General features: G+C 59.6%; 18 protein-coding genes. 12 read left to right on the forward strand and 6 right to left on the reverse strand.

All coding sequences use genetic code 11. The features are described from left to right. Positions 1–55 precede the first annotated feature (55 nt). Positions 56–838 (reverse strand): hydroxypyruvate isomerase, encoded by a 783-nt coding sequence (gene hyi, locus J3P97_RS07550; protein ID WP_434673838.1) that lies wholly within the window; start codon positions 836–838, stop codon positions 56–58. A 130-nt stretch (positions 839–968) separates the two neighbouring features. Further along, positions 969–2,744, reverse strand: coding sequence for a glyoxylate carboligase (gene gcl / locus J3P97_RS07555; protein ID WP_305496119.1), 1,776 nt, complete (start codon positions 2,742–2,744; stop codon positions 969–971). A 268-nt stretch (positions 2,745–3,012) separates the two neighbouring features. Here gcl and J3P97_RS07560 point away from each other — a divergent pair, with 268 nt between their 5' ends. The 3 genes from J3P97_RS07560 (at position 3,013) to J3P97_RS07570 (ending at position 5,301) form a co-directional block, all read left to right on the forward strand. Then, positions 3,013–3,453 (forward strand): GlcG/HbpS family heme-binding protein, encoded by a 441-nt coding sequence (locus J3P97_RS07560; RefSeq protein ID WP_434673839.1) that lies wholly within the window; start codon positions 3,013–3,015, stop codon positions 3,451–3,453. A 246-nt stretch (positions 3,454–3,699) separates the two neighbouring features. After that, positions 3,700–4,647 carry an IS110 family transposase gene (locus J3P97_RS07565; RefSeq protein WP_434623735.1) on the forward strand — a complete coding sequence of 316 codons (948 nt, stop codon included), beginning with the start codon at positions 3,700–3,702 and terminating at the stop codon, positions 4,645–4,647. Between the two features lie 195 nt (positions 4,648–4,842). Next, on the forward strand, positions 4,843–5,301 hold the full coding sequence (locus tag J3P97_RS07570) for an REP-associated tyrosine transposase (protein WP_434673840.1): 459 nt from the start codon (positions 4,843–4,845) through the stop codon (positions 5,299–5,301). A 129-nt stretch (positions 5,302–5,430) separates the two neighbouring features. Here the strand turns inward: J3P97_RS07570 and J3P97_RS07575 are convergent, their stop codons facing one another. Further along, positions 5,431–6,036 carry a TetR/AcrR family transcriptional regulator gene (locus J3P97_RS07575; RefSeq protein ID WP_305496116.1) on the reverse strand — a complete coding sequence of 202 codons (606 nt, stop codon included), beginning with the start codon at positions 6,034–6,036 and terminating at the stop codon, positions 5,431–5,433. 131 nt (positions 6,037–6,167) lie between these two features. Between J3P97_RS07575 and J3P97_RS07580 the strand changes: the two genes are divergently transcribed. After that, entirely contained in the window at positions 6,168–7,082 is a 915-nt protein-coding gene (locus tag J3P97_RS07580) for a DUF808 domain-containing protein (protein ID WP_434673841.1), read from the forward strand. 128 nt (positions 7,083–7,210) lie between these two features. Here the strand turns inward: J3P97_RS07580 and J3P97_RS07585 are convergent, their stop codons facing one another. Further along, positions 7,211–7,999 carry an MlaA family lipoprotein gene (locus J3P97_RS07585; protein WP_434673842.1) on the reverse strand — a complete coding sequence of 263 codons (789 nt, stop codon included), beginning with the start codon at positions 7,997–7,999 and terminating at the stop codon, positions 7,211–7,213. Continuing rightward, a complete protein-coding gene (locus J3P97_RS07590) occupies positions 7,992–9,290 on the reverse strand; it encodes a serine/threonine protein kinase (protein WP_434673843.1) in 1,299 nt (432 codons plus the stop codon). Before J3P97_RS07590 ends, J3P97_RS07585 begins: the two co-directional genes overlap by 8 nt. A 428-nt stretch (positions 9,291–9,718) precedes the next feature. Between J3P97_RS07590 and J3P97_RS07595 the strand changes: the two genes are divergently transcribed. The 3 genes from J3P97_RS07595 to J3P97_RS07605 all read left to right on the forward strand — a co-directional run bounded on the left by J3P97_RS07595 (position 9,719) and on the right by J3P97_RS07605 (position 12,858). Next, positions 9,719–10,573, forward strand: a complete 855-nt coding sequence (locus tag J3P97_RS07595; RefSeq protein WP_434569410.1) for a glycine betaine ABC transporter substrate-binding protein — start codon at positions 9,719–9,721, stop codon at positions 10,571–10,573. 318 nt (positions 10,574–10,891) lie between these two features. Beyond that, positions 10,892–11,203 carry a DUF485 domain-containing protein gene (locus J3P97_RS07600; RefSeq protein WP_305496111.1) on the forward strand — a complete coding sequence of 104 codons (312 nt, stop codon included), beginning with the start codon at positions 10,892–10,894 and terminating at the stop codon, positions 11,201–11,203. Further along, complete coding sequence (locus J3P97_RS07605) at positions 11,200–12,858, forward strand: cation acetate symporter (protein ID WP_434569409.1); 1,659 nt, start codon at positions 11,200–11,202, stop codon at positions 12,856–12,858. The genes J3P97_RS07600 and J3P97_RS07605 overlap by 4 nt, the downstream gene beginning before the upstream one ends. A 286-nt stretch (positions 12,859–13,144) precedes the next feature. Here the strand turns inward: J3P97_RS07605 and gltA are convergent, their stop codons facing one another. After that, positions 13,145–14,434 carry a citrate synthase gene (gene gltA / locus J3P97_RS07610; RefSeq protein WP_003172803.1) on the reverse strand — a complete coding sequence of 430 codons (1,290 nt, stop codon included), beginning with the start codon at positions 14,432–14,434 and terminating at the stop codon, positions 13,145–13,147. A gap of 365 nt (positions 14,435–14,799) precedes the next feature. Between gltA and sdhC the strand changes: the two genes are divergently transcribed. From sdhC to J3P97_RS07635, 5 genes are all read left to right on the forward strand, one after another. Continuing rightward, entirely contained in the window at positions 14,800–15,174 is a 375-nt protein-coding gene (gene sdhC, locus J3P97_RS07615) for a succinate dehydrogenase, cytochrome b556 subunit (protein ID WP_003179220.1), read from the forward strand. Beyond that, positions 15,168–15,536 carry a succinate dehydrogenase, hydrophobic membrane anchor protein gene (gene sdhD, locus J3P97_RS07620; protein WP_003179222.1) on the forward strand — a complete coding sequence of 123 codons (369 nt, stop codon included), beginning with the start codon at positions 15,168–15,170 and terminating at the stop codon, positions 15,534–15,536. The genes sdhC and sdhD overlap by 7 nt, the downstream gene beginning before the upstream one ends. Before the next feature lie 3 nt (positions 15,537–15,539). Next, a complete protein-coding gene (gene sdhA / locus J3P97_RS07625; RefSeq protein WP_434569408.1) occupies positions 15,540–17,312 on the forward strand; it encodes a succinate dehydrogenase flavoprotein subunit in 1,773 nt (590 codons plus the stop codon). 11 nt (positions 17,313–17,323) lie between these two features. Continuing rightward, positions 17,324–18,028, forward strand: coding sequence for a succinate dehydrogenase iron-sulfur subunit (locus J3P97_RS07630; RefSeq protein ID WP_039594133.1), 705 nt, complete (start codon positions 17,324–17,326; stop codon positions 18,026–18,028). Positions 18,029–18,290: 262 nt separating this feature from the next. Next, the gene (locus J3P97_RS07635; RefSeq protein WP_305496108.1) at positions 18,291–21,122 is read left to right on the forward strand and encodes a 2-oxoglutarate dehydrogenase E1 component; all 2,832 of its coding nucleotides are present in this window, start codon (positions 18,291–18,293) and stop codon (positions 21,120–21,122) included. Positions 21,123–21,164 lie beyond the last annotated feature (42 nt).

Raw genomic sequence — 21,164 nt, forward strand, 5'->3', positions numbered from 1 at the left:
TCTGCTTCGCAGCCGAGCGGGAGCAAGCTCCCTCGCCACAAAAGCTCGTGTCAGGTCAGATCGCGTTATGGCTTTTCAACCAGTCCAAGCCCGCTTCGGTGGTGGTCAGCGGCTTGTATTCGCAGCCGACCCAACCCTGATAGCCGATGCGATCCAGGTGTTCGAACAGGAAGCGGTAGTTGATCTCGCCGGTGCCGGGCTCGTTGCGGCCCGGGTTGTCCGCCAGTTGCACATGGTTGATCTCGCCCAGGTGCGCCGACAGCGTCCGGGCCAGGTCGCCTTCCATGATCTGCATGTGATAGATGTCGTATTGCAGGAACAGGTTGGCGCTGCCCACCTGTTCGCGGATCGACAGGGCCTGGGCGGTGTTGTTCAGGAAAAAACCCGGGATATCGCGGGTGTTGATGGCTTCCATCACCAGCTTGATGCCGGCGCCCTGGAGCTTTTCGGCGGCATATTTCAGGTTGGCGACGAAGGTTTTTTCCGCCAGCGCTGCGTCGCACTTCTGCGAACGGATCCCGGCCAGGCAATTGACCTGGGTATTGCCCAGCACCTTGGCATAGGCAATCGCCAGGTCGACCCCGGCACGGAATTCCTCGACCCGGTCCGGCAGGCAGGCGATACCGCGCTCACCCTTGGCCCAGTCGCCGGCCGGCAGGTTGAACAGCACCTGGGTCAGGCCATGGGCATCGAGCAGGGTCTTGAGTTCAGCGGAGCTGTAGTCGTAGGGAAACAGGTATTCGACACCACTGAAACCGGCCTTGGCGGCCGCTTCGAAACGGGCGAGGAAATCCTGCTCGGTAAACAGCATGGACAGGTTGGCGGCGAAACGCGGCATGGTGGTCTCCTGTAAATAGTTGGCAGGCCTCCCTTGTGGGAGCGAGCCTGCTCGCGAAAGCGGTATGTCAGTCAACATTCAATGAAGAGTAGATCGCCTTCGCGAGCAGGCTCGCTCCCACAGGAGGAGGTCAGTCGAGCAATGAAATCGCGGTGGGTGCATCGTTGCCCACCAGCGCCAGGTCTTCAAATTCATTGACGGCGTTGATCTCGGTGCCCATGGAAATGTTGGTCACCCGCTCGAGGATGATCTCGACGATCACTGGCACCCTGAACTCTTCGATCATTTCCTGGGCCTTGCGCAGCGCTGGCTGGATACCTGACGGCTCGAACACCCGCAATGCCTTGCAACCCAGGCCCTCGGCCACGGCGACGTGGTCCACGCCATAACCGTTGAGCTCCGGTGCGTTGAGGTTGTCGAAGGACAGCTGCACGCAGTAGTCCATGTCGAAGCCGCGCTGGGCCTGGCGGATCAAGCCCAGGTAGGAGTTGTTCACCACGACGTGGATGTAGGGCAGCTTGAATTGTGCGCCCACCGCCAGTTCTTCGATCATGAACTGGAAATCATAGTCGCCCGACAGCGCCACGACCTTGCGATCCGGATCGGCCTTGACCACTCCCAGCGCGGCCGGAATGGTCCAGCCCAGGGGACCGGCCTGGCCGCAGTTGATCCAGTGGCGTGGTTTGTAGACGTGGAGGAACTGCGCCCCGGCGATCTGCGACAGACCGATGGTGCTGACATAGCAGGTGTCCTTGCCGAACACCTGGTTCATTTCCTCGTAGACGCGCTGCGGTTTCACCGGCACGTTGTCGAAATGGGTCTTGCGTTGCAGGCTGGCCTTGCGTTGCTGGCAATCCTGAAGCCAGGCGCTGCGGTTCTTCAGCTTGCCGGCGGCTTGCCATTCGCGGGCCACTTCGATGAACACGGTCAGGGCCGAGGCTGCGTCGGAAACGATACCCAGGTCGGGGGTGAACACCCGGCCGATCTGGGTCGGTTCGATGTCGACATGAATGAACGTGCGGCCTTCGGTGTAGACGTCTACCGAACCGGTGTGGCGGTTGGCCCAACGGTTGCCGACGCCCAGCACCACGTCCGACTTGAGCAAGGTGGCGTTGCCGTAGCGGTGCGAGGTTTGCAGGCCGACCATGCCGACCATCAACGGATGATCGTCCGGGATCGTGCCCCAGCCCATCAAGGTCGGGATCACCGGGATGCCGGTGAGCTCGGCAAACTCCACCAACAGGTCGCTGGCATCGGCATTGATGATGCCTCCACCCGCCACCAGCAATGGGCGCTCGGCCTGATTCAGCATCGCCAGGGCCTTCTCGATCTGCACCCGGTTGGCGGCCGGCTTGGCCAGGGGCAGCGGCTGATAAGCGTCGATGTCGAATTCGATCTCGGCCATCTGCACGTCAAACGGCAAGTCGATCAGCACCGGGCCCGGACGGCCGGAGCGCATCTCGAAGAAAGCCTTCTGAAAGGCGTAGGGCACCTGTCCCGGCTCCAGCACGGTAGTCGCCCATTTGGTCACGGGCTTGACGATGCTGGTGATATCCACCGCCTGGAAATCTTCCTTGTGCATGCGGGCGCGGGGAGCTTGTCCGGTGATGCACAGGATCGGAATCGAGTCGGCCGAAGCGCTGTAGAGGCCAGTGACCATGTCAGTGCCCGCCGGCCCCGAAGTACCGATGCACACGCCGATGTTGCCGGCCTTGGTCCGGGTGTAGCCCTCGGCCATGTGCGAGGCGCCTTCAACGTGGCGAGCGAGGACATGATCGATGCCGCCAACCTTTTGCAGGGCAGAGTACAGCGGGTTGATCGCGGCACCCGGGATGCCGAAGGCGGTGTCTACGCCTTCACGGCGCATCACCAGGACGGCGGCTTCGATTGCTCTCATTTTGCTCATTGTTTTGTGCCTCTTACGTTTTGTAATTGTATACAAGTGGCTTTGCGGCAGAGTGTATTCATGGCGAATGGTGCAGGTCAATCCCTTTCCTCAAGCACGCGTTTAATTCGTTGGGAACCTGATTCTGCTGCGGCCTTTTGTCGCTAGAGCTGGTTTGGGTAAATTATTGTATACAAAAATATATATTGTTGTGTTCTATTTGTGGTGTTCGGTTTTTCTGAAAGTGAAGCCGCCAAGGCTTTCCCATAACAAAAGAAGGACAGCACCCATGAGCGTTCTAACCTTGAAAGTTGCCGTCAACCTGGCGGGACAAGCACTGGCCGCAGGCCGTGAGGTCAATGCGGCACCCTTGACCGTCGCGGTCCTGGACAGCGGCGGGCACCTGGTGGCCTTGCAGCGCGAGGACGGTGCGAGCCTGTTGCGCCCGCAAATCGCTATCGGCAAGGCCTGGGGCGCGATCGCCCTGGGCAAGGGCTCACGCCTGCTGGCCCAGGACGCCCAGCAGCGCCCGGCGTTCTTTGCCGCTTTGAACGGCTTGGGGCAAGGCAGCGTCGTGCCGGCGCCGGGCGGAGTGTTGATCAGGGATCAGGACGGGAAGGTGATGGGGGCGATTGGTGTCAGCGGGGATGTTTCGGATGTGGATGAGCAGGTGGCGGTGAGGGCGGTGGAGCTGTCGGGATTGAGGGCGGATACGGGGGTTGCTGTTTGATTAGGTGCTGAATCGACTGGCGTATTCGCGAGCAGGCTCGCTTGTATGGTAGGACTTGAAGGGAGGAGGAGGGACTAGGCTCGATTCTGACTGTTAGCCGCAGTACAGACCGTGGGAGATTTCACCCCTCCTCCTTTCACCCAAGCGCCGATAAAGAATGCATCTGGCCTAGACCGACGATAGGAACAAGCCTGCGCCTCTGGGTGAACCCTTCAAGTGTTCAAACCTTAGCCCGGAGGATTTTCAATGGCAATGCCCGTCGCCACCGCCCAGCCGATCGTAGGTGTGGATGTCGCCAAAGATGAGTTGGTGATTTATCACGCCCAATCCGATCGACTCGAAACGATCCCCAACACCAAAGCTGATATCAAAAAGTGGCTCAAGGCATTACCTGCGCCAGTGGATGTCGCCATCGAAGCCACTAATATCTATCACCAGGACTTCGCCGATCTGGCTTATGCGCATGGCTGTGTGATTTATATGATCGGCGGTTACGAACTCAGTCATTACCGCAAAGGTGTGAAAGTGCGCGCTAAAACCGATGCGCTGGATGCTCGGTTGTTGGCTCGCTACTTGAACAACGAAGGCCACCAGTTGCACCCTTGGTCCCCGCCATCGCCCCTGTATTGCAGGCTTATAAGCCTTTTCCGGCGACGGGCAGCCTTGGTTCAGGCGCGTGTCAGCCTCAAGCAAAGCTGGTCAAACGAACCGTTGCTCAAAACGGCCTTTGAGAACCAGATAAAGGCAATGCAAAGACTCGAGATTTTGCTTGAGAAAACAATCCAGACGCAGTTGGATGCAGCCGGTTTGGGCAGTCAGCTCAAGCGCTGCATGAAAGTCGAAGGCATCGGTCTGTTAAGCGGTGCCCGTTTGCTCACGTCGTTTCAACGTGGAGATTTCAGAAATGCCGATGCCTTCATCGCTTTTCTGGGTCTGGACCTGCGCATATCGGACTCGGGAAAAAAGAAGGGACGCCGCTGCCTGTCTAAGCGAGGTGATCCGGAGGCACGCCGATTGATGCACAACGCCGCGATGTCGGCGAGTCGCACGGCGGCGTGGAAGGGATTTTACGAGGGTTTGAGGTCCCGAGGGCTCAGCACAACCGAGGCATTGGTAGCGCTGGCCCGCAAGCTTGCCCGAGTGGTATTCGCTCTGTTGAAGAACCAGAGCGAATACTTACCAAAAGGCATTTAGGGGCTAGTCCCGCACCATAGAATCTCCCACAGGTGGATCGAGGGGGGCAGACATTCTGCAAATGCCGCAGATCCAAACTGTGGGAACGAGCCTGCTCGCGAAAGCGATCATGCAGACACATCCAGCTAAAAGTCTGCGCTACGACTGGGATTCGACCGGCTAGCCTTTCATGACTTAATCGAGAAGGGACATGGAATGTCTGGCTTATCCGCTTCACATCGGCTGCGAGTCGGCCGCTACTCCGAATCCAGTCGGATCTATTTATTGACCACCAACACCTTCGGTCGCGAACCAATCTTCAGGGATTTCAGGATGGGTCGGCATGTCGTCGATCAATTTCGACAAGCCCAGAGGCAGGGTTATGCCCACTCATTGGCCTGGGTTGTCATGCCTGATCATTTCCATTGGCTGATCGAGTTGCGCCAAGGATCCCTGAGTGAGTTGATGCAAAGGACCAAATCATTGACCGCCAAGACTGTGAATCTGCACCTTGGCAATAACATCTGCCTTTGGCAGCGCGGATTTCATGATCGGGCGCTCCGTCGAGAGGAAAATCTGGTCAAGCTGGCGCGCTATGTCGTCGCCAACCCACTGCGGGCAGGCCTGGTGAAGCGGCTTGGCGACTATCCGCTGTGGGATGCCATTTGGCTTTGACTTGAAACCGAGGCGTTGCCTTCGCGAGCAGGCTCGCTCCCACAAGGGATTCAGGTTGCTCGCAGATTCTGTATTCACAGCAAAACCCTGTGGGAGCGAGCCTGCTCGCGAATGGGGCGCCGCGGTGATTCAGCCCACCTCACACCCCTTCAAAACCAACCGGATAATCGTCTGCGCCGCCGCTTCGTAATCCGCTTCGTCGAGCTTGGCCTTGCCGGTCACGGCGCTGATCTGCCAGTCGAAATCGGCGTAGGTCTGGGTGGCGGCCCAGATGCTGAACATCAGGTGGTTGGGGTCGATGGGGGCGATCTGGCCGCGGTCGATCCAGGTCTGGATGCAGTCGATGTTGTGCCGGGCCTGGGCGTTGAGTTGTTCGACCAGGTCGGCGCTGAGGTGCGGGGCGCCGTGCATGATTTCACTGGCGAAGACTTTCGAGGCGAAGGGCAGGTCGCGGGAGATGCGGATCTTGGAGCGGATGTAGTGGCTCAATACTTCGCCCGGCTCGCCGTCAGCGTTGAAGGGCGTGGAGGCCTGGAGGATCGGCTCGATAATGCTTTCCAGGACCTCGCGGTAGAGGTTCTCCTTGGATTTGAAGTAGTAATAGACGTTGGGTTTGGGCAGGCCCGCCTTGGCCGCGATGTCGCTGGTTTTGGTCGCGGCGAAGCCCTTGTCGGCAAATTCTTCGCTGGCGGCACGCAGGATCAGTTCTTTGTTGCGCTCGCGGATAGTGCTCATAAACCCTGGGGTTCCTTGCCGGTTCTGGCGGTGGCGCATGGTAGCACCGGCCTCGCGGGCCGCTCAAGAATGCCCCAAGGTGGCGCCGCTCGCGGTATGCTGCGCAGCATTATTGTTCAAGGAGCCCCTCCATGGCTGGAAGCAGTTTGCTGGTTTTGATCGACGACATCGCCACCGTGCTCGACGATGTGGCGCTGATGACCAAGATGGCCGCCAAGAAAACTGCCGGCGTGCTCGGCGATGACCTGGCGCTCAATGCCCAGCAAGTCTCCGGCGTGCGGGCCGAGCGGGAGCTGCCGGTGGTCTGGGCGGTGGCCAAGGGTTCCTTCATCAACAAGCTGATCCTGGTGCCGTCGGCGCTGGCAATCAGTGCCTTCGTGCCTTGGCTGGTGACACCCCTGTTGATGGTGGGTGGCGCCTACCTGTGTTTCGAAGGGTTCGAAAAACTCGCCCACAAGTTCCTTCACAGCAAGGCTGAAGACCAGGCCGGGCATGCGCAACTGGTGGAGGCGGTGGCCGACCCGGCGGTGGACCTGGTGGCCTTCGAAAAGGACAAGATCAAAGGCGCGGTTCGCACCGACTTCATTCTCTCGGCGGAAATCATCGCCATCACCCTTGGCACTGTCGCTGATGCGCCGCTGACCCAGCAGGTTATCGTGCTGTCGGGCATTGCGATTGTCATGACTGTCGGCGTGTACGGCCTGGTGGCGGGGATCGTCAAGCTCGATGACCTGGGCTTGTGGCTGACCCAAAAGCCTGGCCAGGCCGCCAAAAGCATCGGCGGCGCCATCCTGCGCGCCGCGCCCTACATGATGAAAAGCCTGTCGGTGATCGGTACGGCAGCGATGTTCCTGGTGGGCGGCGGCATCCTGACCCATGGCGTACCGGCGGTGCATCACTGGATCGAAGGCGTGGCGGCTGGTGCCGGCGGCGCCGGGTTCATCGTGCCGATGCTGCTCAATGCGGTGGCGGGGATTGTCGCGGGTGCGGCCGTGTTGGCGGGTGTGCTCGTCGTGGGCAAAATCTGGAAAGCGCTGAAAGGCTGAGTCTGCCAACGCAACTGTGGAAGCGAGCCTGCTCGCGATAGCGGCCTGTCAGGCAACATTAATGTTGAATGTCAGGCCGCATTCGCGAGCAAGCTCGCTCCCACAGTGGGTTTTGCGGTGTCCGAAAGTTACTCGGCGATCTGCAACTTGCGCGACTCGGTGTACACGTACCGCACCTTCTCATACTCGAACGGCGAGTTCAGCTGCCCGTAGCGGAAGCTGGTCTGGTAGCGCCTGTCCACGCCGCGCAACAGCAGCAGTTCCGGGTGGTTGGAGCTGACTTCCGAGACGTTCAGGAAGTTGATCGCCGATTCCGCGGTGTAGTCCACCAGCAGGCCCGACGTGTCGCGCAGGTTCGAAGGACCGAAGATCGGCAGCACGAAATACGCGCCGCCGGGCACACCATAGAAGCCCAGGGTCTGGCCGAAGTCCTCGCTCTGGCGCGGCAGGCCCATGGCCGTGGCCGGATCCCAGAGTCCGGCGATGCCGACGGTGGTATTGAGGAGCAGGCGCGCCGTGGTTTCCATCGAACGCTTGCCCTTCAATTGCAGCAGGCTGTTCATCAGGTTCGGCACGTCCCCCAGGTTGTTGAAGAAATTGCTGACGCCGGTGCGCACGAAGCTCGGAGTGACGTAGCGATAGCCGTCGACGACGGGCAGGAAGACCCATTCGTCAAAGCGGTAGTTGAAGTGGTAGACGCGGCGGTTCCACGATTCCAGCGGGTCGTAGACGTTCAAGGCGTTGAGCGTCGAACGTTCGAATTCGCGCTGGTCCAGGCCGGGGTTGAACTTGAGTTTGGTCAGCGGCTCCTTGAAGCCGTCCGAATCCACCACCACGGGCGCATTGGCCTTGCTGTCATCGGCGTGGACCATGCCCGCGCTCATTAACGCGGCGATAAGCAGGAGGTATTTAGCCACGGAAGAACTCCAGCATGGCGTCGCTGTTGACGCGATAGTTAAGGTTGCCGCAATGGCCGCCCAGTGGATAAACGGTCAGGCGGTCGCCAAAAGTCTTGCGCAGGAAGCCGAGGTCGCCCGGGCCGAGAATCACATCGTCGGCGTTGTGCATCACCGCGATTTTCGTGCTGGCCTGCAGATAATCCTTCAGCGCGTAGAGACTGACCTGGTCGACCAGTTGCAACAGGCTGCCGCCGTCTGTGCGCGCACGCCACATCGGGATCACCTGTTCGGTGAGGTAGCAGTCGAAATCGCATTGCAGCGCGCGCTTGAGGAACGGCGTCAGGCTGGTGCTTTCAGTGATCGGGAACTTCGGCGGGATGATCAGGCCGCGACGGTTGATCAGGTCCGAGGTAAAGGCGATGTCGGCCGCCGAGAAACGGAACGAGGTGCCGATCAGCATCGCCATCTGTTCGTTGGTCAGGTGTTGCTTGGACTGCTGGAAGTCATAGAGCAACGCATCGTTGAGATCGATGTAGCCTTTCTGCTGGAAGTAGCGGGTCAGCTTGTTCAGCACCAGTTCATAGAATGTCGTGGTGCTGTTGATGCCCTTGACCTCGGTCTGGACCAGCTTGTCCAGGTTGGTGATCGAGGTGTAGAGGTTCACTGGCGGGTTCAGCAACAGGACTTTCTTGAAGTTGAAACTGCGCCGGGTCTCGTCCAGGTGCGCAACGAAGGCCGCGTCCAGGGCGCCGAGGCTGTAGCCGGTCAGGTAGTACTCGGTGACGGGCACTTTCGGATTTTGCGCGCGCACGGCCTGCATCACGCGGTACATGTCTTCGGCGTCTTCCTTGGTGATGCCTGGCGTGGCGAAGCGCGAAGCGGCACTCATGAAATCGAAACTGGTGGGCGAGGACAACTGCACCACGTGGTAGCCGGCCTTGTAGTAGAGGCGCTTCAGATACTCATTGAGCGTGCTGTCATACCGCGCGCCGGTGCCGGCGATCAGGAAGATCAGCGGCGCGGGTTTGTCCTGGGTAGCCATGCGGTAGGTGAGGCTTTTCACCGGCCAGAAATTGTCCGGCAGGATGAATTCGCGCTCCGGACGCAGGGTCAGGCTCTGGTCCGACTGGTTGATGTCCTCATTGAGCGGCAGCTCCGGGCGCAGGTCCGGCGGCGTGGTGGCGATGGTCGCCTCGAACGGGTTGGTCAAGGGGTAGCCATAGCTGGCGGCGTCGACATCCACCGCCAGCGCGGACGCACTCAGGATAAGGCCGCCGGCGAGGGCAGCGAAGCGCAAGGAACGGAGCATGTCTGGATCCCTTAAGAGGAAGGTGCCGAATGAAGTTCGCAGCCTATGACCACCGAAGTGAAGCCAAGTGCCATGACGGCTGCAAAACAAGCGCGGACGGGTCGCGATAGTAGCGGGACGATACACGTTGAGGCGTGGTGACCGCTAGTGACCTGGCGGCTCGCCTGGTTCAGGCATGCAAGATTTGATCGAAATCCGCGGTCTGAAACGCCTGGATTGGCTTGCTGGCTTTCTGATGTCGTTTCTCGCTGCCTCAGCGTCGCAGACAGAGCAGGTTCCAGATCGGCGCAGGTTGATGATCAGCCTGTCAGTACTCCACTGGCGTTCGAACCGGTTTGCAGGTGAGCGTGATGGGGGCGCTGTGCACCATAACAATACGTTGACGCTGCTCGGCATCCGTCGGGCGCAGCACTTTCGGGGAAGTAACGATGAAGATGCGACGACTCTTGGGCGCAGGTGCCGCACTGGTACTGGCGATCAGCTCCACCCTGGCCAGCGCCGAAACCAAAACCCTGAGCATTGGTTATGTCGACGGCTGGTCCGACAGCGTCGCGACCACCCATGTGGCGGCCGAAGTGATCAAGCAGAAACTCGGTTATGACGTGAAGCTGCAAGCGGTGGCGACCGGGATCATGTGGCAGGGCGTGGCCACCGGCAAGCTCGATGCAATGCTTTCGGCCTGGCTGCCGGTGACTCACGGTGACTACTGGACGAAAAACAAGGACAACGTGGTCGACTACGGCCCGAACTTCAAGGACGCCAAGATCGGCCTGATCGTGCCAGAGTACGTCAAGGCCAAGTCGCTGGAAGACCTCAAGACCGACGATTCCTTCAAGAAACGCATCGTCGGCATCGACGCCGGTTCAGGCGTGATGCTCAAGACCGAACAGGCGATCAAGGACTACGACCTGACCGGTTATCAACTCAAGGCCAGCTCCGGCGCCGGCATGATCGCCGAGCTGACCCGTGCCGAGAAAAAGAATGAGTCCATCGCCGTCACCGGTTGGGTGCCGCACTGGATGTTCGCCAAGTGGAAACTGCGCTTCCTAGAAGATCCAAAAGGTGTCTACGGCGCGGCTGAAACCGTAAACAGCATCGGCAGCAAGGAGCTGGCTACCAAGGCGCCGGAAGTGGTCGAGTTCCTGAAGAAGTTCCAGTGGGCCTCGAAAGACGAAATCGGCGAAGTCATGCTGGCGATCCAGGAAGGCGCCAAGCCGGACGCCGCCGCGAAGGATTGGGTTGCCAAGCACCCGGACCGCGTGAAGGAGTGGACCGGCAAGTAATCGGCCTGGTCTGACTGTTCCGAAAAACCGCATGAGTTGTTCATGCGGTTTTTTTGTGCCCGCGATTTTTGAATTCGACGCACCCCTGTGGGAGCGAGCCTGCTCGCGAAGCGATCTGCCAGCTAACCCTGCATTTGACCCGCAAGCAGCTTTCGCGAGCAGGCTCGCTCCCACAGAGGGCAGGGGCAATTGCGAAAATATCCGGGAAACTGGCAAAACCGTCATGTCGTTCTAATACTAAGGTCGTCTGGAACCTGGCCTTGAGCCGCATAGAGTAGGGTCGTTCCAACTTAAATCTGTGCTGCGAGGATAAAAACAATGAACGACAGCATTTACCTCTCGATACAAAACAGCCCGCGCTTCAAGGAGCTGGTGAGTAAAAGGGAAAAGTTCGCCTGGATTCTCTCGGCGATCATGCTAGGGCTTTACTCGGGATTCATCCTGCTGATTGCCTACGGGCCGCATATTCTCGGCGCCAAGATCACGCCTGAGGGAACGATCACCTGGGGCATTCCCATCGGGATCGGCCTGATTCTCTCGGCTTTCGTGCTGACCGGCATTTACGTACGACGCGCCAATGGCGAGTTCGACGACCTGAACAATGCGATTCTCAAGGAGGCTCAGCAATGATCCGGCGTCTACTGGCTCTTTTGAGCATCGCTGCGTTCGCACCGAGCGTCTGGGCGGCTGATGCCGTGGCGGGGGCTGTGCAGAAACAACCCCTCAACGTCGCGGCTATCCTGATGTTCGTGGCCTTCGTCGGCGCGACTCTGTACATCACCTACTGGGCATCCAAGAAAAACAACTCGGCGGCCGACTACTATGCGGCCGGCGGCAAGATCACCGGCTTCCAGAACGGCCTGGCGATTGCCGGCGACTACATGTCGGCGGCATCCTTCCTGGGTATTTCCGCGCTGGTGTTCACGTCCGGTTATGACGGCCTGATCTACTCCATCGGTTTCCTGGTGGGCTGGCCGATCATTCTGTTCCTGATCGCCGAGCGCCTGCGCAACCTGGGTAAATACACCTTTGCCGACGTGGCGTCCTATCGCCTCGGGCAAACCCAGATCCGCAGCCTGTCGGCTTGCGGCTCGCTGGTGGTGGTGGCGTTCTACCTGATCGCGCAAATGGTCGGTGCCGGCAAGCTGATCCAGCTGCTGTTCGGCCTGGACTACCACGTTGCGGTGATCCTGGTCGGTATCCTGATGTGCCTCTACGTGCTGTTCGGCGGTATGCTGGCCACCACCTGGGTACAGATCATCAAGGCCGTCCTGTTGCTGTCGGGTGCTTCGTTCATGGCGCTGATGGTGATGAAGCACGTCAACTTCGACTTCAACATGCTGTTTGCCGAAGCGGTCAAGGTTCACCCTAAAGGTGAAGCGATCATGAGCCCTGGCGGCCTGGTGAAGGATCCGATCTCGGCCTTCTCCCTCGGCCTGGCGCTGATGTTCGGTACCGCTGGCCTGCCCCATATCCTGATGCGCTTCTTCACCGTGAGCGACGCCAAGGAAGCTCGCAAGAGCGTGCTGTATGCCACCGGCTTCATCGGCTACTTCTACATCCTGACCTTCATCATCGGCTTCGGCGCGATCCTGCTGGTCAGCACCAACCCGGCCTTCAAGGACGCGGCAGGTGCCTTGCTGGGCGGCAACAACATGGCGGCGGTGCATCTGTCCAACGCGGTTGGCGGCAGCATCTTCCTGGGCTTCATCTCGGCGGTGGCGTTCGCGACCATCCTGGCGGTGGTAGCGGGCCTGACCCTGGCCGGTGCCTCGGCGGTGTCCCATGACCTGTACGCCAGCGTGATCAAGAAAGGCAAGGCCAACGAGAAGGATGAGATTCGGGTTTCGAAAATCACCACTATCTGTCTGGCGGTGCTGGCGATCGGCCTGGGCATCCTGTTCGAGAAGCAGAACATCGCGTTCATGGTGGGCCTGGCGTTCTCCATCGCGGCGAGCTGCAACTTCCCGGTACTGCTGCTTTCGATGTACTGGAAGAAACTGACCACCCGTGGCGCGATGATCGGCGGCTGGCTGGGCCTGGTCAGTGCCGTGGGCCTGATGGTGCTCGGTCCGACCATCTGGGTGCAGATCATGGGTCACGAGAAGGCGATCTTCCCATACGAATACCCAGCGCTGTTCTCGATGGCCATTGCGTTCGTCGGCATCTGGTTCTTCTCCATCACCGACAAGTCGGCTGAAGGTGCAAACGAGCGGGCGCTGTTCTTCCCGCAATTCGTGCGTTCGCAGACTGGCCTGGGGGCGAGTGGGGCGGTGAATCACTGAGGCAGCTGCAAGTTGAAAGCTTCAAGTTGAAGCGTTGTGTTTGAAGAAATACCCCGGTCGAGAGGCCGGGGTATTTTTTTGCATGTGATGTTTGCGTTGTCTGTGAGGACGCCTTCGCGAGCAGGCTCGCTCCCACAGTGGTATGCGATCCTTGTGGGAGCGAGCCTGCTCGCGAAGAGGCCGGTCCTGACACTAAGCTTTTTGAAGGCATAAACAAAACAGCCCCTGCTCTTTATAAGAAGCAGGGCTGTTCCGGTGCAGCTTGAGACTTACTGCAAGGCAAGCCTTACTTGCGGTCTTCCAGCTTGGTGATGTCACGCGACTCGTAGCCGGTGTAAAGCTGGCGCGGGCGGCCGATCTTGTACGGGCTGGAGAGCATTTCCTTCCAGTGGGAGATCCAGCCGACGGTCCGCGCCAGGGCGAAGATCACGGTGAACATGCTGGTCGGGATGCCGATCGCCTTGAGGATGATCCCCGAGTAGAAGTCGACGTTCGGGTACAGCGAGCGCTCGATGAAGTACGGGTCGGTCAGGGCGATCTCTTCCAGGCGCATGGCCAGTTCGAGTTGCGGATCGTTCTTGATCCCCAGTTCCTTGAGCACTTCGTCGCAGGTCTGCTTCATGACGGTGGCGCGCGGGTCGCGGTTCTTGTAGACCCGGTGACCGAAGCCCATCAGCTTGAACGGATCGTTCTTGTCCTTGGCCTTGGCGATGAACTTGTCGATGTTCGAGACATCGCCGATTTCATCGAGCATGGTCAGTACCGCTTCGTTCGCGCCGCCGTGGGCAGGGCCCCAGAGCGCGGCGATACCGGCGGCGATACAGGCGAACGGGTTGGCACCCGACGAGCCGGCCAGGCGCACGGTGGACGTGGAGGCGTTCTGCTCGTGGTCGGCATGGAGGATGAAGATGCGGTCCATGGCCTTGGCGAGCACCGGGCTGATCGGTTTGATCTCGCACGGGGTGTTGAACATCATATGCAGGAAGTTCTCTGCATAGGTCAGGTCGTTGCGCGGGTACATCATGGGCTGGCCCATGGAGTACTTGTAGACCATGGCTGCCAGGGTCGGCATCTTCGCCACCAGGCGGATCGCGGAGATTTCGCGATGCTGGGGGTTATTGATGTCCAGGGAGTCGTGGTAGAAGGCCGAGAGGGCGCCGACAACACCGCACATGACGGCCATCGGGTGAGCATCGCGACGGAAGCCGTTGAAGAAGGTCTTCAACTGCTCGTGAACCATGGTGTGGTTCTTCACGGTGCTGACGAACTGGGCCTTTTGCTCTGCGGTTGGCAGCTCGCCGTTGAGCAGCAGGTAGCAGGTTTCCAAGTAGTCCGATTTTTCAGCCAGTTGCTCGATCGGGTAGCCGCGGTGCAGCAGGATGCCGTTGTCGCCGTCGATATAGGTGATTTTCGACTCGCACGAGGCGGTCGACATGAAACCTGGGTCAAAGGTGAAACGGCCCGTGGCCGTCAGGCCCCGTACGTCGATTACATCGGGACCAACGGTGCCGGTTAAAATGGGCAGCTCGACGGGGGCTGCGCCCTCGATGATCAACTGCGCTTTTTTGTCAGCCATGTGGCCTCCTATTAATGCTTGGAATCATCAGACAGACCCCCCACGCAGGGCCCGCACCACTATAGTGAGATAAATCCGAATGTCAATTTGCCTAAAGTCTTGCTCCAGAAGGCTTTAACCGGACTTTTTCCGCGAAATTGCCTGCCGTTTACGCCTTTTGCCCTGCATGTGCAATGCGCTATTAGGGGAAGGTGAACGCGTTGTCATTAGTAGCCTAACTGTCTATACTCGGCCACCGACCGCCAGGGGCTTTTGGGCCTGCTTTCTTGGGGGTCGTCACTCCCTGGGTGGTGAGTACCTGACCAGTGCGCGCCCCAACAACTTTGCCCTGATTGTTAGGGGCTCTTCAGTGTGAAAAAAAAGCCGTGAAAAGCCAACGACCTGTAAACCTAGACCTAAGGACCATCAAACTCCCAGTCACTGCTTACACGTCCATTCTTCACCGTATTTCCGGTGTCATCCTCTTCGTCAGCCTGGCCATCATGCTTTATGCATTGGACAAGTCGCTCGATTCGGAAGAAGGCTTCGGTCAGGTGAAAGCGTGTCTGACCAGTCCGCTAGCCAAGCTAGTGATTTGGGGCATCCTGTCCGCCTTGCTGTATCACCTGGTAGCCGGCGTGCGCCACTTGATCATGGACATGGGCATCGGTGAGACGCTGGAAGGCGGCAAGCTGGGCTCGAAAATCATTATCGCCGTGTCTGCGGTGCTGATCGTTCTGGCAGGAGTCTGGATATGGTAACCAACGTCACGAACCTTTCGCGTTCGGGCCTCTATGACTGGATGGCGCAGCGTGTCTCTGCGGTCGTTCTCGCGGCTTATTTCATCTTCCTGATCGGATATGTGGTAGCCAACCCCGGCCTGGGCTACGCCCAATGGCACGAACTCTTTGCAAACAACTGGATGCGTATCTTCAGTCTGCTGGCCCTTGTTGCCCTCGGCGCTCACGCCTGGGTCGGCATGTGGACCATCGCGACCGACTACCTGACGCAGATGGCGTTCGGCAAGTCGGCGACTGCCGTACGTTTCCTCTTCCAGGCAGTATGCGGCGTTGCGATGTTCGCTTACTTCGTCTGGGGTGTGCAGATTCTCTGGGGTATCTGATTCATGGCTAACATTCCAACGATTTCTTTCGACGCCATCATCATTGGTGGTGGCGGTGCCGGCATGCGCGCAGCGCTGCAACTGGCACAGGGCGGTCACAAGACTGCCGTGATCACCAAGGTCTTCCCGACGCGTTCGCACACTGTTTCCGCCCAGGGTGGCATCACTTGCGCCATCGCTTCGGCCGACCCGAACGATGACTGGCGCTGGCACATGTACGATACCGTCAAGGGTTCCGACTACATCGGCGACCAGGACGCTATCGAATACATGTGTCAGGAAGGCCCGGCCGCCGTGTTCGAGCTGGACCACATGGGCCTGCCGTTCTCGCGTACCGAAACCGGCCGCATCTACCAGCGTCCGTTCGGTGGCCAGTCCAAGGACTACGGCAAGGGCGGCCAGGCTGCACGTACTTGCGCGGCGTCCGACCGTACCGGTCACGCACTGCTGCACACCCTTTACCAGGGCAACCTGAAGGCCGGTACCACGTTCCTGAACGAGTACTACGCCGTTGACCTGGTGAAGAACCAGGACGGTGCCTTTGTCGGCGTGATCGCGATCTGCATCGAAACCGGCGAAACCACCTACATCCGCGCCAAGGCCACCGTGCTGGCGACCGGCGGTGCGGGCCGTATCTACGCGTCCACCACCAACGCCCTGATCAACACCGGTGACGGCGTCGGCATGGCCCTGCGTGCCGGCGTGCCGGTGCAGGACATCGAAATGTGGCAGTTCCACCCGACCGGCATCGCCGGCGCTGGTGTACTGGTCACCGAAGGCTGCCGTGGTGAAGGCGGTTACCTGATCAACAAGCACGGCGAGCGTTTCATGGAGCGTTATGCTCCGAACGCCAAGGACCTTGCCGGTCGTGATGTCGTGGCTCGTTCGATGGTTAAAGAGATCATTGCCGGTAACGGCTGTGGCCCGAACGGCGACCACGTGATGCTCAAGCTCGACCACCTCGGCGAAGAAGTGCTGCACAGCCGCTTGCCAGGCATCTGCGAACTGTCCAAGACCTTCGCTCACGTCGATCCAGTCGTTGCGCCGGTTCCAGTGGTTCCAACCTGCCACTATATGATGGGCGGCGTTGCCACCAACATTCATGGCCAGGCAATCACCCAGAACGCCGAAGGCGTGGACGAAATCATCCCTGGCCTGTTCGCAGTGGGTGAAGTGGCATGCGTATCGGTGCACGGTGCCAACCGCCTGGGCGGCAACTCGCTGCTCGACCTGGTGGTATTCGGCCGCGCTGCCGGTCTGCACCTGGAAAAAGCGCTGACCGACGGTATCGAATACCGCGACGCCAGCGACACCGACATCGACGTGGCGCTCAAGCGCCTGGCCGGTCTCAACGAGCGTACCGAAGGCGAAGACGTCGCCACCCTGCGTCGCGAGCTGCAAAGCTGCATGCAGAACTACTTCGGTGTGTTCCGTACCGGCGAATACATGCAGAAGGGTATTGCCCAGCTGGCGCAATTGCGTGAACGAATCGCCAACGTGAAGATCAACGATAAGTCGCAGGCGTTCAACACTGCCCGTATCGAAGCGCTGGAACTGCAGAACCTGCTGGAAGTGGCCGAAGCCACCGCCATCGCGGCTGAAGTGCGTAAAGAGTCCCGTGGTGCCCACGCCCGCGAAGACTATGAAGACCGTGACGACGAAAACTGGCTGTGCCACACCTTGTACTTCCCGGGTGATAAGCGCGTTACCAAGCGTGCCGTGAACTTCTCGCCGAAGACTGTTCCGACTTTCGAACCTAAAGTCCGGACTTATTAAGGGTGACCGCTATGTTGCAAGTCAGTGTGTATCGCTACAACCCTGATCAGGACGCCGCGCCGTTCATGCAGGACTTCCAGGTCGATACCGGTGGTAAAGACCTGATGGTGCTGGACGTGCTGGCCTTGATCAAAGAGCAGGACGAAGGTTTTTCCTATCGTCGCTCGTGCCGCGAGGGCGTTTGCGGCTCCGACGGCATGAACATCAACGGCAAGAACGGCCTGGCCTGCATCACGCCGCTGTCGGCCGTGGTCAAGGGCAACAAGCTGATCGTTCGGCCGCTGCCAGGCCTGCCGGTCATCCGTGACCTGGTCGTCGATATGAGCATCTTCTACAAGCAATACGAGAAGGTGAAGCCATTCCTGCAGAACGACACGCCGGCTCCGGCCATCGAGCGTCTGCAGTCTCCTGAAGAGCGTGAAAAGCTCGACGGTCTGTACGAGTGCATCCTGTGCGCCTGCTGCTCGACCTCGTGCCCATCGTTCTGGTGGAACCCGGACAAATTCCTGGGCCCGGCCGCCCTGCTGCAAGCGTATCGCTTCCTGGCAGACAGCCGTGACACCAAGACGTCCGAGCGTCTGGCCGCACTGGATGACCCGTTCAGCGTATTCCGCTGCCGCGGGATCATGAACTGCGTCAACGTCTGCCCGAAAGGCCTGAACCCGACTAAGGCCATCGGTCACGTACGTAACATGCTGCTGCAAAACGGCGTGTGATTCAGCTGCTGTACCCGTAGAACCGCTGTACCCGTAAAGGCGAGGGCGTGGGCTTCAACCCACGTCCTGGCTATAACCAGAACAGCCACTCACAAAGCGGCCGTTCTTATTTTGAAGAAATGAGACAAGCAGGGGCATCCGGGCTGGTACCCGGACTATCAGCGTGATCCTAAGTGGCTTGTTTTAGTCGCTGCACTCGGACTTCTGCAAGTTTGCTCGGTGTTTTCGCCGGTGGTGTTCCCCTAATCGAGGGTGACCAAGCATGCAAGAAAGCGTGATGCAGCGCATGTGGAACAGTGCCCACCTCTCCGGTGGTAACGCTGCCTATGTGGAAGAGCTCTACGAGCTCTACCTGCACGACCCTAACGCTGTGCCAGAAGAATGGCGCACCTACTTTCAGAAGTTGCCGGCTGACGGTAACTCTGCCACCGATGTTTCGCACTCGACGATTCGCGATCATTTCGTGCTGCTGGCAAAGAACCAGCGCCGCGCCCAACCGGTGTCTGCCGGCAGCGTGAGCTCCGAGCACGAGAAGAAGCAAGTTGAAGTACTGCGACTGATCCAGGCCTACCGGATGCGCGGCCACCAGGCAGCCCAGCTGGACCCGCTGGGGCTGTGGCAGCGTCCTGCACCTGCAGACCTGTCGATCACTCATTACGGCTTGACCAATGCCGATCTTGATACGACCTTCCGTGCCGGCGACCTGTTCATCGGCAAAGAGGAAGCGAGCCTACGCGAAATTCACGAAGCGTTGCAGCAGACATATTGCCGCACCATCGGCGCTGAATTCACGCACATCACCGATTCCGAGCAGCGCCAGTGGTTCCAGCAGCGTCTGGAAAGCGTTCGTGGCCGTCCGACGTACTCCGCCGACATCAAGAGCCACTTGCTCGAGCGCGTCACCGCCGGTGAAGGTCTGGAGAAATACCTGGGTACCAAATACCCGGGCACCAAGCGTTTCGGCCTGGAAGGCGGCGAAAGCCTGATTCCGATGCTCGACGAGCTGATCCAGCGTTCCGGCTCCTACGGTACCAAGGAAGTCGTCATCGGCATGGCCCACCGTGGTCGCCTGAACGTACTGGTCAACACCTTCGGCAAAAACCCGCGCGAGCTGTTCGACGAGTTCGAAGGCAAGAAGAAGGTCGAGCTGGGTTCCGGTGACGTGAAATACCACCAGGGCTTCTCGTCCAACGTGATGACCACCGGTGGCGAAGTCCACCTGGCCATGGCCTTCAACCCGTCCCACCTGGAAATCGTTTCCCCGGTGGTCGAGGGTTCGGTCCGTGCCCGCCAGGATCGTCGCAACGACCCGACCGGTGAAAAGGTCCTACCGATTTCCATCCACGGTGACGCGGCATTCGCCGGTCAGGGCGTGGTCATGGAAACCTTCCAGATGTCGCAGACCCGCGGCTTCAAGACTGGCGGTACGGTTCACATCGTCATCAACAACCAGGTCGGTTTCACCATCAGCAACCCGCTGGACTCGCGTTCCACCGAGTACGCTACCGACGTCGCGAAAATGATCCAGGCGCCGATTCTCCATGTGAATGGTGATGATCCGGAAGCCGTGCTATTCGTGACCCAGCTGGCCATCGACTACCGCATGCAGTACAAGCGCGACGTGGTGATCGACCTGGTCTGCTACCGTCGTCGCGGCCACAACGAGGCCGACGAGCCAAGCGGTACCCAGCCACTGATGTACCAGCAGATCGCCAAGCAGCGCACCACCCGCGAGCTGTACGCCGATCGCCTGACCCAGAGCGGCGTTCTGGATGCCGCGCGCGTCCAGGAAAAAGTCGATGAATATCGCAACGCCCTGGACAACGGCCTGCACGTTGTAAAAAGCCTGGTCAAGGAACCGAACAAGGAACTGTTCGTGGACTGGCGTCCTTACCTGGGCCACGCCTGGACCGCGCGTCACGACACGCGCTTCGACCTCAAGACCTTGCAGGAACTGTCCGCCAAGCTGCTGGAAATCCCGGAAGGCTTCGTGGTCCAGCGCCAGGTTGCGAAGATCTACGAAGACCGCCAGAAGATGCAAGCCGGCGGCCTGCCGATCAACTGGGGTTACGCCGAAACCATGGCGTACGCGACCCTGGCGTTCGAAGGTCACCCGATTCGCATCACCGGCCAGGACGTAGGCCGCGGTACCTTCTCGCACCGCCACGCGGCGCTGCACAACCAGAAAGACGCCAGCACCTACATCCCGCTGCAACACCTGTACAAAGGCCAGCCACGTTTCGACCTGTACGATTCGCTGCTGTCCGAGGAAGCCGTCCTGGCGTTCGAATATGGCTATTCCACCACCGAGCCGAATGCGCTGGTGATCTGGGAAGCCCAGTTCGGCGACTTCGCCAACGGTGCCCAGGTGGTAGTCGACCAGTTCATCACCAGCGGCGAGCACAAGTGGGGTCGTCTCTGCGGCCTGACCATGCTGTTGCCACACGGTTATGAAGGGCAGGGGCCGGAGCACTCTTCGGCACGTCTGGAGCGTTACCTGCAATTGTGCGCCGAGCACAACGTCCAGGTTTGCGTACCGACGACCCCGGCGCAGATCTACCACCTGCTGCGTCGCCAGGTCATTCGTCCGCTGCGCAAGCCGCTGATCGTGCTGACGCCCAAGTCGCTGTTGCGGCACAAGCTGGCGATTTCCACGCTCGAAGACCTGGCCGAAGGCTCCTTCCAGACCGTCATCTCGGAAATCGACACCCTGGACGCGGCAAAGGTGACTCGCCTGATCCTGTGCAGCGGCAAGGTCTACTACGATCTGCTGGAAAAACGTCGTGCCGAAGGCCGCGAAGACATTGCCATCGTGCGTATCGAGCAGCTCTACCCGTTCCCGGAAGACGACCTGATGGAGGCCATCGCGCCTTACACCAACCTCACCCACGTGGTGTGGTGTCAGGAAGAACCGATGAACCAGGGCGCGTGGTACAGCAGCCAGCATCACCTGCGTCGCAGCATCGGCAACCATAACAAGGCCCTGGGCCTGGAGTACGCCGGTCGTGACGCTTCTGCCGCCCCTGCGTGTGGTTATGCGTCGATGCACGCCGAGCAGCAGGAAAAACTGCTGCAAGATGCCTTCACTGTTTAACGCCTTCGTGCTGACTGAAACCGAATTTTAAGGACCCACAGA

Source organism: Pseudomonas sp. R1-15, from assembly GCF_051132085.1.
Classification (GTDB): Bacteria; Pseudomonadota; Gammaproteobacteria; order Pseudomonadales; family Pseudomonadaceae; genus Aquipseudomonas.